Source organism: Nocardiopsis sp. NPDC007018, from assembly GCF_040635075.1.
Classification (GTDB): Bacteria; Actinomycetota; Actinomycetes; order Streptosporangiales; family Streptosporangiaceae; genus Nocardiopsis.
Genome location: NZ_JBEYHA010000019.1, coordinates 1 through 14,080, shown reverse-complemented (window position 1 = coordinate 14,080; position 14,080 = coordinate 1). Strand labels below are relative to the sequence as shown.

Annotated in this window: 10 protein-coding genes; 4 read left to right on the top strand and 6 right to left on the bottom strand. The window is 71.6% G+C overall.

Annotated features, from left to right (window positions below):
• Nucleotides 1–3: 3 nt before the first annotated feature.
• Together ABZ635_RS13015 and ABZ635_RS13010 are read left to right on the top strand one after the other, a co-directional pair.
• The gene (locus ABZ635_RS13015) at nucleotides 4–1,518 is read left to right on the top strand and encodes a tripartite tricarboxylate transporter permease (protein ID WP_357763488.1); all 1,515 of its coding nucleotides are present in this window, start codon (nucleotides 4–6) and stop codon (nucleotides 1,516–1,518) included.
• Between the two features lie 356 nt (nucleotides 1,519–1,874).
• Nucleotides 1,875–3,461 carry a serine/threonine-protein kinase gene (locus tag ABZ635_RS13010; RefSeq protein WP_357763485.1) on the top strand — a complete coding sequence of 529 codons (1,587 nt, stop codon included), beginning with the start codon at nucleotides 1,875–1,877 and terminating at the stop codon, nucleotides 3,459–3,461.
• Between the two features lie 62 nt (nucleotides 3,462–3,523).
• Here the strand turns inward: ABZ635_RS13010 and ABZ635_RS13005 are convergent, their stop codons facing one another.
• The 6 genes from ABZ635_RS13005 to ABZ635_RS12980 form a co-directional block, all read right to left on the bottom strand.
• Complete coding sequence (locus ABZ635_RS13005; RefSeq protein WP_357763483.1) at nucleotides 3,524–4,819, bottom strand: cytochrome P450; 1,296 nt, start codon at nucleotides 4,817–4,819, stop codon at nucleotides 3,524–3,526.
• Nucleotides 4,819–6,285, bottom strand: a complete 1,467-nt coding sequence (locus tag ABZ635_RS13000; RefSeq protein WP_357763480.1) for an amidohydrolase family protein — start codon at nucleotides 6,283–6,285, stop codon at nucleotides 4,819–4,821. Before ABZ635_RS13000 ends, ABZ635_RS13005 begins: the two co-directional genes overlap by 1 nt.
• A 105-nt stretch (nucleotides 6,286–6,390) precedes the next feature.
• Nucleotides 6,391–7,050, bottom strand: coding sequence for a TetR/AcrR family transcriptional regulator (locus ABZ635_RS12995; RefSeq protein WP_357763477.1), 660 nt, complete (start codon nucleotides 7,048–7,050; stop codon nucleotides 6,391–6,393).
• 102 nt (nucleotides 7,051–7,152) lie between these two features.
• Nucleotides 7,153–10,131 carry an FAD-binding and (Fe-S)-binding domain-containing protein gene (locus ABZ635_RS12990; RefSeq protein ID WP_357763474.1) on the bottom strand — a complete coding sequence of 993 codons (2,979 nt, stop codon included), beginning with the start codon at nucleotides 10,129–10,131 and terminating at the stop codon, nucleotides 7,153–7,155.
• Nucleotides 10,128–10,463 (bottom strand): hypothetical protein, encoded by a 336-nt coding sequence (locus ABZ635_RS12985; protein ID WP_357763472.1) that lies wholly within the window; start codon nucleotides 10,461–10,463, stop codon nucleotides 10,128–10,130. The genes ABZ635_RS12990 and ABZ635_RS12985 overlap by 4 nt, the downstream gene beginning before the upstream one ends.
• A 17-nt stretch (nucleotides 10,464–10,480) precedes the next feature.
• Nucleotides 10,481–11,824, bottom strand: a complete 1,344-nt coding sequence (locus ABZ635_RS12980; RefSeq protein WP_357763469.1) for a TRAP transporter large permease subunit — start codon at nucleotides 11,822–11,824, stop codon at nucleotides 10,481–10,483.
• Between the two features lie 111 nt (nucleotides 11,825–11,935).
• On the opposite strand from ABZ635_RS12980, the gene ABZ635_RS12975 reads away from it, so the two are divergent.
• Both ABZ635_RS12975 and ABZ635_RS12970 read left to right on the top strand, forming a co-directional pair.
• Nucleotides 11,936–12,706, top strand: coding sequence for a GntR family transcriptional regulator (locus ABZ635_RS12975; protein WP_357763466.1), 771 nt, complete (start codon nucleotides 11,936–11,938; stop codon nucleotides 12,704–12,706).
• Nucleotides 12,707–13,120: 414 nt separating this feature from the next.
• The gene (locus tag ABZ635_RS12970; RefSeq protein WP_357763463.1) at nucleotides 13,121–13,870 is read left to right on the top strand and encodes a hypothetical protein; all 750 of its coding nucleotides are present in this window, start codon (nucleotides 13,121–13,123) and stop codon (nucleotides 13,868–13,870) included.
• Nucleotides 13,871–14,080: the final 210 nt, after the last annotated feature.

Here is a 14,080-nt window from a genome sequence, read left to right as displayed (position 1 = left end):
ACCATGGGAACTATTGAAGGCTTTCTTTACGGCCTCAACCTCGCGCTCTCTCCCGAGCTGCTGTTGGCGGCGTTCGTCGGTGCGCTGGCCGGCACGCTGATCGGTATCCTTCCCGGTCTCGGGCCGGTCGCCGGTGCCGCGCTGCTGCTACCGCTGACCTTCGCCTACGAGCCCGTGGTCGGCATGATCATGATCGCCGGCATCTACATCGGCACCCAGTTCGCGGGGTCGATGACGTCGATCCTGCTGAACATGCCCGGTGACGCGCAGTCCGTCGTCGCGACCTTCGACGGCCACCCGATGATGAAGAACGGCCGCGGTGGAGCGGCCCTGACCATCATGACCCTCGGGTCGTTCATATCCGGTCTGATCGGGTTGGCCATCGTGCTGCTGGTCCTGCCCGCGGTCACCGGCGTGGCCATGCGGTTCGGCCCGGCGGAGTTCTTCGCTCTGACCGCGGGCGGCCTGCTCGTCCTCGCCAGGATCTCCGGGGGATCGCTGGGGTCGGGGCTCCTACCGATGATCATCGGTGTGGCGCTGGCGACGATCGGGCTGGACGTCAACACCTCGACGAACCGCTTCACCTTCGGTCAGATCGACCTGACCCTGGGGGTCGCGCTGGCCAGTGTCGCGGTCGGTCTCTACGGTCTCTCCGAGCTGATGTTCATGCTCACCGGGGACTCCAAACGACCCAAACCCCGACGCCTCCGTCTGCGTGAACTGATTCCGACCAAGAAGGAGCTCGGCCGGTCGATCACACCCTGGGGACGCGGTTCCCTGATCGGCTTCGGGTTCGGGCTGATTCCTGGTCCGGCGGCCGCGCTCTCCACCTTCGCTTCGTACAAGGTCGAACAGACGGTCTCCAAGCACCGGAAGGAGTTGGGCACCGGAGCCGTGGAGGGCGTGGCCGGCCCGGAGGCGGCCAACTCCTCGGCCACCATCGGCAGTATCGTTCCGGTACTGATGCTGGGCATCCCGTTCTCCGCCACCCTGGCCCTGATGATCTCGGCCATGACCGTCCAGGGTGTCCAACCCGGTCCCCTGTTGGCGACCCAGCGGCCCGACCTCTTCTGGTCGGTGATCGCGTCCATCCTGGTCGCCAACGTCATGTTGCTTCTGCTGAACCTGCCCCTGATCGGGGTGTGGATCAAGCTCATCATGACCCCGATGCGCTACATGGTTCCGTTCATCGTCATCATCGCCTCCATCGGGGCCTACAGCATCAACAGCAACTTCATCGACCTGCACATCGTGCTGATCGCCGGACTCTTCGGATACTTCCTGAGGCTGCTCGACTTCTCTCCGGCCTCGCTGCTGGTGGGCCTGGTCCTGGGGTCGATGATCGAGCGCTACTTCGTCCAGGGAATGGTCACCTACCGAGGTGACTTCTGGGCGATGGTCGGTGCCTCCGGCATTTCGATCACCATCTGGGCCCTTGTGGTGGTCGTTCTGTTCGCCGGGCTCCTCAAGCCCGTCTGGACCGGTCTCAAACGCAGGGTGCGCGAGCCCGTCGCCTAGCGACGACAGGATGCCGCCGATCCCACGGCCGTGGCGGCTCCCCCGAGCACTCTGCCGGAACCGGCGCCAGGGGGATCGGACCACGCTCCAGGCGTGCTCCGGTCCCCCTTTCGAGCATCCCGGCGGGCGGCCGGACATCGTCTGTGGACACCGTGCTCGCGAAAGGCGTCCCGAAGGCGGACCAGAGGACCCTGCGCTCAGGTGAGGTGCTGCTTACCTTGGAGCCACAGGAGAGTCGGGCGTCTCTTCCCGAGACACCAACGAAGGCCCTGTTCACCAGGGCCTTCTTTGTCGCCCGGAACCGGCCCGCCGCGTTCCCGGCCGGCACCGTCCGAGAGTTCTCTCAGGGGTGATCCGTGGAACCGCTCGCTGACGACGATCCGCCGAGCATCGGCCGGTACCGGCTGCTGGGCCGGCTCGGCGCGGGCGGCATGGGCCGCGTGTACCTGGGACGGACCGAGGCGCGAAGCGTCGCGGTGAAGGTCATGCACGGCGCGGTGGTCGGTGAGCCGGGTTTCCGCAGGCGCTTCGCCCGTGAGGTGGAACTGGCGCGTCGAGTCTCGGGCCCGCACACCGCCTCGGTCCTCGACGCCGACCTGGGCACCGCGGCGCCCTGGCTGGTCACCGAGTACGTACCCGGGCCGACACTGTCCAGGACGGTTCAGCGGCACGGACCGCTCACCGTGGAGGCCACGCTCGCCCTCGCCGCTGGCCTGGCCGAGGCGCTGAGGTCGATCCACCTGGTCGGGGTCGTCCACCGCGACCTCAAGCCGGGCAACATCATCCTGTCCGAGGAGGGCCCCCGGGTCATCGACTTCGGGATCGCCAAGGCGCTGCGCGGGTCCTCCGAGATCTCACTCACCCCGCTCACGCCGCTGGGCGGCCGCTTCGGCACGCCGCCGTACATGTCCCCCGAACAGATGCTCGGGGAGGAGCTGGGACCGGCGTCGGACGTGTTCTCCCTGGGCAGCGTCCTGTACTACGCGGCGACCGGGGCGCCTCCGTTCGGCCGCAAGGGGCTGGCGGTCATCCAGCGCGTGTTGGAGGCCGCACCCGACCTGTCCGCGCTCCCCGAGGACCTGCGCGACCTCGTCGGCTCCTGTCTGGCGCGGGAGCCCGCGAACCGCCCCGATCCGGACCGGTTGCTCGCCGAGCTGGGTGCGCGCCCGGGCGGCGAGGAGGACACCCCTCCCGTGATTCCCCCCGCGCCTCTCCCTCCCACGTCCGGACCCCCGACGCCCGGACCCCCGACGTCCGGACCCCCGACGTCCGGACCCCCGTCGCCGCCGCCGACCGCGCTCTCCGTACCCGAGCGGGGGCGTCGGCGTCGGCTGGGAGCGGCTCTGGTCGGTGCGCTGGTGCTGTTGTCGGCCGGGGTCTACGTACTCGGCACGGATCGGGGCGACGCTCCGCCCACCGCCGAGGCCGGCCCCGACGAGGAGGAGACCGTCCCACCGGCCGCCTCCTCCGGGGACGCGGTTCCCGTCGAGGAGGACGACGGTCCCGATGTCGAGGACCTTCCCGCACCCGAGGCACCGGAGGACCCCTGCCGCCCCGAGGACGTCCTCGTCACCCTCGACTTCTCGGAGAGGGACCGCGAGGTGTACAGCGGGGGCTCACACCCCGGGTTCCGGGTGGTGGTGGTCAACACGGCCGCCCAGACCTGCACCGTGGACACGGGCCCCGGGGCGATCGAGCTCCTGGTGCACTCCGGCGACGACCGGGTCTACTCCTCGGCCGACTGCGTCGGGGGCACCAGCGAGGAGGAGCGCCAGCTCCTTCGGGGCGTTCCGCACGAGTACACCCTGACCTGGGACCTGGGGCGCTCCTCCGTCGACTGCGCGGACGTCGGCGCGCCCGCCGGGCCCGGTTGGTACAGGGCCAACCTGGTCGGCGACTACGCCAGCGGCGCCGACCAGCTCGTGTTCCAGCTCACGGGGTGAACCGCTCGGGGACGCCGCCGAGGGTCCGCGCCGCCTCCTCACGGAGACGGCGCGAACGCCGATCATCCCGCCGCGCGCCGGGGTGTGACGGCTTCGGCGAGTCTGCGCCAGAACCCCAGTGCCCTGACGTCGCCGACGGGCGGAGCCTCGGCGGGCGGCTGCGGGGCGGCGCTCCGCGCGGCGAAGCGCACGGGCAGCGACCGCAGGCCGCGCAGGTTGACGTTGGGCAGCCACCGGTGGCTCTCGGGCGGTGTGGCCAGGCGCAGGAGCGGGAGCCGCTCGAACACGGCGCCGATCGCGGTCTCGGCCATGTCCTGGGACAGGTCCCGACCGTAGTGGGGGCAGCGGTGCGCCCCCACCCCCCATGTCAGGTGAGCCCGGTTCGACGCGATCTCGTCCAGTGTCGAACCGGCGTACAGGTCCTCCGACGCCGCCGCGAACCCCGCCACGACGCAGTCCCCGGCGCGTACCTGGTAGCGGCCCAGGCTCAGGTCCTGGAGCGGAAAGCGGGCCACCATGGTCTCCAGCGGTGTGTGGCGGACCAGGACCAGGTTCACGGAGTCGGAGATCCGCATGACGGACCGCGCACGGGACACGTCGGTGTCGGTGAGCAGCTCGCGCAGGGCGGCGCCGATGGTGTGCGTGACCGGGTCCACCCCCGCCGAGAGCAGCAGGCCCAGTTGTGCCGCGGTCTCGGCCTCGGTCAGGCCCTGCTCCAGCAACAGGGTCGGCAGGGTGGTCTCGTCGGGCTCCTCACGGGCGGCCACCGCGACCTCGAACAGCAGCCGCCCCATGGCCTGCGCCGCCTCGGGGTCGCCCTGCCAGGTGCGGGTGGTCTGGTCGATGATCCGGGCGATCTGGTCCTGGGAGAGTCCGAACAGCGTCCCCATCACCATCAGGGGCAGCGGGACGCAGAAGTCGGCCACCAGGTCCGCGTGGCCCCGGGCGGCGAACCGGTCGATGAGGCCGTGCGAGACCTCGCTGATGTTGGCGGAGGTGCGACGCTCGTTCAGCCGATCGAAGGCGCGTAACAGGGAGCGGGAGAGGCGACGGTGTTCGTCACCGTCGGAGAACAGCGCGGTCGGCCGGTACTGCCATGCGGCGCGGATTCCGGAGTCGGCCGCGATGGTGCCGTCCTCCAGGTCGCGCCAGGTCCTCGGGTCCCGGGAGAACAGGTCGTCCCTGCCGAGGACGCGCCGATTGAGGTCGTAGGACAGCAGCAGCCACCCGTGCACCCCCGGTTCCAGCTCCACGGGGGCGACGTCCCCGTAGGTGGCTCGCAGGCTCCGCCAGAATTCGGCGCGGTCGCCCCGGACCGGCTCGTACAGCCGCACCCTCGGTGGTGTGGTCCGGCTCATCAGGACGCCACCGGGTCGGCGGGCTCACCGGGGGCGTTGGCCACCATGGTGTCCATGACCTGGTGGAGGAAGGTCGGCGGGGTGGGCGGCGTCCAACCGCCGCGCGCGGTCACACGCTCCGAGACCCGCTCGTGGGCCGCCTCCAACAGCATGGCCGCGGCCACGGGGTCGCGGTGGGTGAGGCGGCCGCCGTGCTTGACGATGTCACCGCCCACCATGACCGTGTCCAGGTCGGCGGGGCCGCAGTGCAGCACCAGCGTGTGGAGGGGGTTCACGATCGGGCGCTGGCCCAGCCCGCCCACACGCACCAGGAGCAGGTCCGCGTGCTTGCCGACGTCCAGGGAGCCGGTGACGTCGCCCAGGCCCAGGGCCCGGGCGCTGCCCAGAGTGGCGTGGTACAGGACCTGCCGGGGGGTGGCCGGCGCCCCGGTCAGGCCGACCAGACCGTCGGTCCCGAGCACGGGCAGGGAGGCCCGCAGGTTCTCCGCCTGGAGAGCGAGCCGCATCTGGGCCCAGGGGTCGCTGGAGTTGTTGGACTGGATGTCGGCTCCGAGGCCGACGTGCACGCCGGCGGCGGCGGCCCGCGCCCAGACGGGGCTTCCCATACCCATCTGGAGTTCGGTGTCCGGGGTGCTGCTGGTGGTGGCGCCCGCGTCCGCGAGCAGGCGCAGCTCGTGGTCGGTGCTGGTGTTGGCGTGGGAGTGCAGCTGCCCCGGCCCGAGGAGGCCGTGCCGGTGGTAGGTCTCGATCTCGGAGGTGCCGTGGCCGGGGCCCCACACGACGTTGGTGTGCGCGGTCAGCGACACGTCAAGGTCGGCGGCGAGGCGGAACTCGCCCTCGGTCTCCTTCCAGGGGCGCAGGCCCAGCTCGGTCAGGGCCACACCCATGGTGACGCGGTCCGTGCGCGCGTCGTTGCCGCTGAAGTGGGTGGAGCGGACGCGGCGGGCGTCGGCCCACCGCTGCTCGGCGTCGGTGAACACGGGGTTCGCGGTCGGCGGGTCGTACAGCCCGTAGAACCACCGGGCGCGGAGCCCGGCGTCGGTGACCGCTCGTACGGCCTCGTCCGCGTGGTCCGGGCTGAGCAGGGCGTGACTGTAGTCGCTGGTGGTGGTCACGCCGTTGTCCAGCGACGCCAGGGCGCCGACGTAGGTGCCGGCGTAGACGTCCTCTGCCCCGTGCTGGGCCGTGTGGTTCATGCGGATGCGCCAGAAGTAGTCCTTGAGGTCCCAGTCCGCGGTGAGGCCGCGCATGGTGGTCTGCCACAGGTGCTGGTGGGAGTCGACGAAGCCGGGCACCACCAGTCGGCCTCGGGCGTCGACGCGCTCGGCGTCGGCCCGATCCCACCCGGTGCCGATGGCGGTGATCACCCCGTCCTCGACCAGGACGTCCGTCCGCTCGCATTTCCCGTTCAGCGGGTCTCCGACCAGTACCAGTCCACCGGTGATGAGGGTCCGTTGTCGCGCCATGGGGGGCTGCCTCCGCCGCTTAGGGGGTGAGTGTGTGGCACGAGTATGGCCCCGGACACCGGCAGTGATCAACACTGTGTCGAGTGTAAATCGACAGTTTGTCGATCAGGCGGGGTCGGTGATGCCGATGGCCCGCAGCACGATCCCGGTGAGCGTGTCCAAATGCCGGTCGATCTCGGCGCCGGTCGGCGTCCCCGCACGGAACCTGCGGTAGTTGTTGCGCTCCACCATCCACGTGAGCGCGGCCGCCAGGTCGGCCGGGTCGTCGCCGGTGTCCACGGCCGTGCCCTGGGCCCGGTGCCGCTCGATCCACCCCTCCAGGAAGTGGGCGTAGGCCTCCATGGCCTGACGCCACACCGCGTCCGCGGCCGGGTCGTCGGCCGCCTCCACCACGGCCCTGAGGACGGCGCCGTGGTCCTGCCAGGAGCGCAGGACGTGGCGCAGCAGGGCGGCGATCTCCGCCCGGGGCGTCAGTTCCGGGGCCGCGTCCACCAGATCCTGCGGCGGCGTGCTCAGCTCGGCCAGCGTGCGGCGCAGCAGCGCGACGAAGACCTCCGACCGCGACCGGTAGTAGAAGTACAGGGTGGGCCGCGAGATCCCGGCGCCCTTCGCGATGTGGTCCACACTGATCCCGGTCAGCGGGGTCGTGCGCAGCAGCTCGTCCAGGCTGTCCAGGATCTGGGCCTCACGCTGGTCACCCCGCTCGTAGGGGGCCCGGGTGCCGCGGGCGGCCCGGCGCGGGGGCGGTGGGGTGGGAGTGCTCATGCCCCGATGCTAGGGCGTGCCCTCGGTGCGGCCTCTCCTCAGGACGGAGCGGGACGGCGCCCGGTTCCCGCGATGATCGGGCCGGGCGCCGTCCGCCCCGTGTCAGGCGTCGCCGGGGCGCCCCAGGGCGCGCCTGAGCACCTCGGCCAGGTGCAGCGGCTCGGCGTCGGTCTCCTGCCTGACCTGGGTGCGGCACGAGAATCCGTCCGCGAGCACGATGTCCCCCTCTCCGCGTGCGCGGATCGCCGGGAACAGCTCGCGCTCGCCCAGGTCACGCGAGAGGTCCGCGTGCCCCGGCTCGAAGCCCCAGTTGCCCGCGAGTCCGCAGCAGCCGGTCCGCACGGCACGCTCGTCGACCCCCACCGCGGACAGCAGGGCGGACGACGGCGCGGAGTCCCCCATGGAGCGCTCGTGGCAGTGCACCTGCGAGACGGCGCCGACGCGCAGCTCGCCGAACGGCCAGTCGCCCGGGTCTGCGTCCACCCCGGGCAGGTGTCGGGAGACCACCTCGGAGAAGGAGACGACGGACCGCTGGAGGCGCTCCGCGCGAGGGTCGCCGGGCAGCAGCTCGGTCAGTTCGTGCGCGAGCATCTCCCGGCATGAGGGTTCCAGGCCCACCACCGGGACGCCCGCCTCCACGTAGGGCTCCATCACCTCCACGCTGCGTCGCAACACCCGCTTGACCATGGCCAGCTGTCCCGTGGAGTGCCAGGTCAGACCACAGCACACGAACTCCCGGGGCATCAGGACCTCGTAGCCCAGCGCCTCCAGGACCTCCACCGCTGCGAGCCCGGGCCCGGAGTCCAGGTGGTTGGAGAAGGAGTCCGGCCACAGCACCAGGCGGGGCCGCGCCCCGCCGTCCGGGCCGTCCCCGGTCTCCCGAGGGGCCGCGGACGCGGCGGGCGCCGCACCGGCGCGGCCGCTGCGGCGGAACTCGGTCTGCAACGAGCGGGGCGCGAAGCGGATCATGCTCCGGGAGCGGTCGACCCCGGCGGCCGCCTTGACCATCCGTTCCAGGGCGGGGACCCGCATCAGGGCGTTGAGCGCCCGGGCCGCCCCCGGGACGCGGTGCATCAGCGCCGTCAGCGCGGGGAGCCACCCCATCGAGTAGTGCGTCATCGGCCGGAGCCGCCCCGAGTAGTGCTGGTTCAGGAACTCCGACTTGTACGTGGCCATGTCGACGTTCACCGGGCACTCGGACGCGCAGGCCTTGCAGGACAGGCACAGGTCCAGGGCCTCCCGCACCTCCTCGGAGCGGTGGCCGCCGGTGATCCGTTCGCCCCGGAGCATCTCGGACAGCAGGCGGGCCCGTCCCCGGGTGGAGTGCACCTCGTCCCCGGTGACCTGGAAGGAGGGGCACATCGCGCCTTCGTCGGAACGGCACGACCCGACTCCGACGCAGCGGTTGACGGCGTTGACCAGGGAGCCCTCGTCCCGGGAGAGCGCGTGCACCGGGGTGAGCTCGAAGCGGCGCTGTTCGGGTCCGGGGCGCAACCCCCGGTCGACGGGGTCGGGGTCGACGAGGACGCCCGGGTTGAAGAGCCCGTCGGGGTCGAAGACCTCCTTGAAACTCCGGAAGGCCGCCAGCATCTCGGGGCTGTACATGCGCGCCAGGAACTCGGAGCGCGCCCGCCCGTCACCGTGTTCGCCGGAGAGCGACCCGCCGTGGGAGGCCACCAGCGCGGCGGCGCTCTCCATGAAGGCGCGGAAGACGCGGTCGCCGCCCTCGTCCCTCAACGGGTAGGACACGCGGATGTGGACGCAGCCCTCGCCGAAGTGGCCGAAGGGGATGCCCCGGAGTCCGTGGGAGTCCAGCAGTTCGTAGAGGTCGCGCAGGTAGTCGGCGAGGTTCTCGGCGGGGACGGCGGAGTCCTCCCAACCGGGCCAGGCCTCGCCGCCGTCGGGCAGCCGAGTGACGATGCCCGCCCCCGCCTCGCGGATGCGCCAGAGCGCACGGGTCTGGGCCCGGTCGGTGACCACGGTGGAGGCCACCAGCGGACCGGACCCGGCGACCAGGCCCCGTGCCCGTTCCTCGGCCTCCGCGAGGGTCGCGCCGGTGGTCTCGCAGTAGAGCCACCCCCCGGCGGTGACGTCGCCCGGGGCGCCGCCGGGCAGCCCGGAACCGGCCCGTTCCTTGCCCGGCTGCGAACGCAGGGCCGCGAGGAGGTCGCCGCCCATGCCCTCGATGGTCGCCACGCCCTCCTGGCGCAGGCGCGGTGCCGCCGCCGCGGCGTCGAAGACGGTGGGGAAGGCCAGTACCGCCAGGGCCGTGGCCTTGGGGAGCTCCACGAGGGAGACGGTGAGCTCGGTGATCACACCGAGGGTGCCCTCCGATCCCGCTACGGCCTTGGCCACGTCGAAGCCGTTCTCCGGCAGCAGGTAGTGCAGACCGTAGCCGGAGACCTGTCGGGGGAAGCGGCCGAGTTCGAGGCGCAGCATCGCCAGGTGGCGGTCGCGCAGCCCGCGCAGCGCGGCGTCGATTCCCTCGTCGTCGGCGCCGCCGTGGTCGGAGCGCACCTCGCGGCCGTCCGCGAGCAGGGTGGTGATCGACACCAGGTTCGACGCGGAGGTCCCCCACGCCACCGAGTGGGAGCCGCAGGCGTTGTTGGCGACCATGCCGCCGATGGTGCACCGGGAGTGGGTGGAGGGGTCGGGGCCGTAGGTGAGACCGTGGGCGGCCGCGGCCTCCTTGAGCTGGTCGCAGACCACCCCCGGCTGGACGCGGGCGGTGCGCGCGACCGGGTCGATCTCCAGGACGCGGTTCATGCGCCGCGACGTGTCGATCACGAGCCCCTCGCCGATCGCGTTCCCGGCCACGGACGTCCCCCCGCCCCGGCCGACCACCGACCAGCCGCGCAGCCGGGCGAGCTCCACGCCGGCGCGTACGTCGTCGGTGTCCCTCGGTTCCAGGACCGCCGCGGGGAACCGCCGGTAGAGCGACGCGTCGGAGGTGTAGGCGCCGCGCGTGGTCGTGTCGAGCCGCAGGCGGGGGCCCAGGAAGCGCTCGATCTCGGCGGCGCGGTCCCCGCCGGTGTCCGGCGCCCCGGGGAGGTCGGAGGCGGAGTCCAGGGTGCTGGTCACCGGTCACCCCTTCCACCGGAGGTGGGTCCCTGTCCGGAACCGCCGTCGTGCTCGGACGGCTCGCCGTCTTCGGGGGGCGTGGCGTCTGAGTCCTCGGGGCGCTGGGCGCGCACCCTGGACGTGTACTGGAGCACGAACGCGCAGCAGGCGCAGAGCGCCGACCCGGTGAAGGCGACCGACGACGCGCTTCCGGAGAGCGCGGTGATCCAGCCGGGCTGGACCAGGAGCACACCGGCGAGCTGGCCGAACACCACGACTGCGCCGCTGAGCAGGAACACGGCCAGGCTGGCCCAGAACAGGAACCACACCGGGCGGAGTACGACTGATTTCATGATCTCTTCCTTCACGGTCACGCCGGGATCGGCAGCCAGCCCATACCGACGAGCCAGGCGATGGCGGCCATCGGAACCACGAACCAGACGGTGAGCGGGACGAACATCTTCACGGGTTTGGCCTTGGCGAACCCGGCCGCCATGAACAGGGGGGCTCCGATGGGCGGGGAGGCGCCCTCGGTGGAGGCGCACAGGAGCAGGGTGACGATGGCGATGGTCGGGTCGACACCGATGGAGGTCAGCGCGTAGATCGACGGCGCGCCGATCGCCGCCGCCGTCGCCGTCGCCGACAGGGGGGTGGCGACGATGACGACGATGACGCACACGAGGAGCACCATCAGGGCCGGGGAGACGTCGAGCGAGGTCATGAACCCGGCGAGCTGCTCACCGAGGCCGAGCGCCTCCATGACGTGCGCGGCCGCCAGCGCGGCGAACAGGGAGATGCCGACCGTGGCGAACTGGGGGATCTCGCCGATGATCCGGGAACCCAGTTCGCGGACGGAGGGCAGGTTGCGCCGCCCCTCGACGAGCGCGAAGGCGGTCACCAGGAGGGGGACCCAGACGATGATCGAGATGTTGCTCGTGCTCTCGCCCAGGATTCCGGGCTGGGAGAGCCAGGTGCTGAGGGGGCCGAAGGTGATCACCACGGGGAGCACGACGCCCAGGAAGATGAGGGTGGACTGCCATCCCCGGGCCAGTGACTCCCGTAGCGGGACGCGCTCGGACTTCGGCAGCGGGCGGCTGTCCGACCCCCGGGACCAGAGCCACACGACGGCCATGCGGTAGAGCACGCAGTAACTACCGGCCACCAGCAGCGCGACGTACACCGATCCGCCGGTGGCTCCGGCCGCCGCGGGCATGGCGAGCAGGATGAACATCGTGGAGTTGGGCGGGAGCGCCACGCCCAGGCCCGAGTTCCCGGCGACCAGGGTGGCCGACTTCTCCGGCGACCATCCGTTGCGCTTCATCCAGGGGATGGTGATCGACCCGACCGTGGCGGTGTTTCCGGCGGTGGAGCCCGCCACCATGCCGACCATCGCGGAGCCGAGGGTCGAGACGTACCCGGGTCCGCCGCGGACACCGCCGAACGTGGAGTTGAGAATGTCGATCAACCGCCGGATCAGACCGGTCGAGGAGATCACCAGGCTCATGAAGACGAACGCCATCCCGGCGAAGGTGACCTCCGACTGGGAGGCGCCGAGCATGCCGTTCACTATCAGCTCGGGTGCCTGTAGTCCTCCGACGAGAGCGCAGGCGACGAAGGCCGCCACCAGCGCCTCGGAGATGGGTCGCCTCATCGGCACGTTCACGATGATCGTGACCACGATGAACACGATGAGGCTGACGATCCCTGCCCCCATGCTTTCTCCTCACTCGCAACACGCAGTGACTCCCGCCACATGCATGTAACATGTTACATACATCCAGATACCGCCAAATCCGGACATCTCCCTGTGGCAGGATGGGCAACCATGGACCGACTTCCCCACCGCGCGCCGTCGCTGACCGAACAGGTGATGGATCGGGTCCGGCAGGCGGTGGTCTCCCAGACCATGCGGCCGGGGGAGCTCTACAGCGTCCAGCGCCTGGCCGAGGAGATGGGGATCTCCCGCTCACCGGTCCGCGACGCCCTGGTGCGTCTGGAGGAGGCCGGACTCCTGGCCTTCGAGCGCAACCGGGGCTTCCGGGTGCTCCCCACCAAGCCGGAGGACGTGGCGGAGATCTTCTCGATACGGCTGGCCCTGGAGGTTCCGGCGGCCGCCCGGGCCGCGCGCGACGCGGACGCCGAGGACCTGGCCCGGATCGCCGCCGTCGAGGACGACATGCACGCCGCCGCCGCGAAGGGCGACGAGACCCTGTTCTTCGACCACGACGAACGCCTGCACGACACGATCATGCGGACCGGCCGGGCCGACCGCAGCGCGCGGATCGTCGCACGGCTGCGCATCCACACCCGCCTGCTCGGCGCGTCGACCGCCGGTGACGCCCGCACCCTGGACGACATCGACGCCGAGCACGCCCCGGTACTGGCCGCCATCCGCAACCGCGATCCCGTCGCCGCCCGCGAGGCGATGGAACACCACCTGCGGGCCACCGGACGCCTGCTCGTGGAGCAGGCCTGCCGACGCCAGGGGCTGTCCCCGCAGGACGCGGAGCGCATCCTGGCCGGGTTCGAGGTCGGCGTGCCCGCCGCCCGGGACCACGCTGAGGGCCTCCCCGCCCCGACGCCGGCGGACCGCTGACGCCCGCGACCCGCTTCGGAGAAAGACTCCGCCCCCGGAGAACTCCTCCGCCCCCGACGCCATCAGAACGCACAGAAAGAAACCACGGAACGAGCGGAGCTCCGGCAGGAACACCCCGGAACACCAGCCCATGGCCTGAAACCCGTCACGGGTGACCGGAAAACGGAACTCGATCACTCCACACGGCGGCCCCGGAGCGCGCACGGGACCGACAGCGAGCACGAGTATCCGCAGGCCACAGCCGCTTCTGGGGCGCCCGGGCCCGCGCGGGGGAAACGCGCGAGAAGTACGCACACGGGCTGTTCGATCCTTCACGAAAACCCCATGGTGAGCGCCTTCGGCATGCCCGGGAACCGCTGCCAGCCACTCGTTTCCACACCAAAGACATCTCCTCTCCGGGGAGAAAGGGATCGCATGAAGCGCAGTTTCCGTACCACCGTCCTGGCCGTCGCGACCTCCGGTCTGACGGTCGTCGGCTCTTCGGCGTGCTCCCCAGAGGACGTGGTCGACGCGGTGTCGGCGGACGACTCCGACTGGAGGGGCGAGGACGCGCTCATGGGACAGCTGGAGTACCTCGCCCCCGGTGAGTTCGTCATCGACGGCCAGGCCTTCTTCGTCAGCGAGGAGACCCGGTACGTGGGCGGCCTCAACGTCTGCCCTGCCGAGGACGGCCTCGACGACGTCGGCTTCGGCCTCGTCGAGTGCGATCTGGAGTCGTTCGAGGCGGCGGCCCGGGGAGACGTTCCGGTCCATGTCAAGGCCGAGGCGGAGCTGGGGGACGACGACGAGCTCGTCGCGGTGTCGGTCACCGAGTACGACAGCGCGACCCCGTACGACTCCGGAGCGACGGGCGCCCCCGAGGCGGCGCCGGGGGAGGGCACCGGGGGCGGGACCGACGTGCGCGTGGCGGGCGAACTGGAGTACGTCTCCCCCGGCGAGTACTCCGTCAACGGCACGGCGTTCCACGTCGCCGAGGACACGGTGATCCACGCCGGGATCTACGCCTGCGCCGACGGCGTCCAGGACCCCGACACCGGTGTGGTGGCGTGCGACTTCGACGAGTTCGACGCCACCCTCTCGAACGGCGCCACCGTCCTGGCCGAGGTCGAGGTGGTCGACGGGATCGCCACGTCGATCACCGAGTACGAGGTCGAGATGTACTGACCCGAGAGCTTCCCCCGCCCCCGCCGGTTCCGCGACGCGCGAGCCCGGCGGGGGCCGCCCCGTCCGTCCGCCGTTTCCGCAGACGCGGGTACCACCGGCCGGGGGCGGCCGGGAGAGGCGCGGGCCCGCAGGCCCGCCCCCACCGCCCCGCGGGCCCCGCACCCACCCCCCCCGAACGCCCCCAGACGGAGTGCGGGCGCCCGCGCCGCC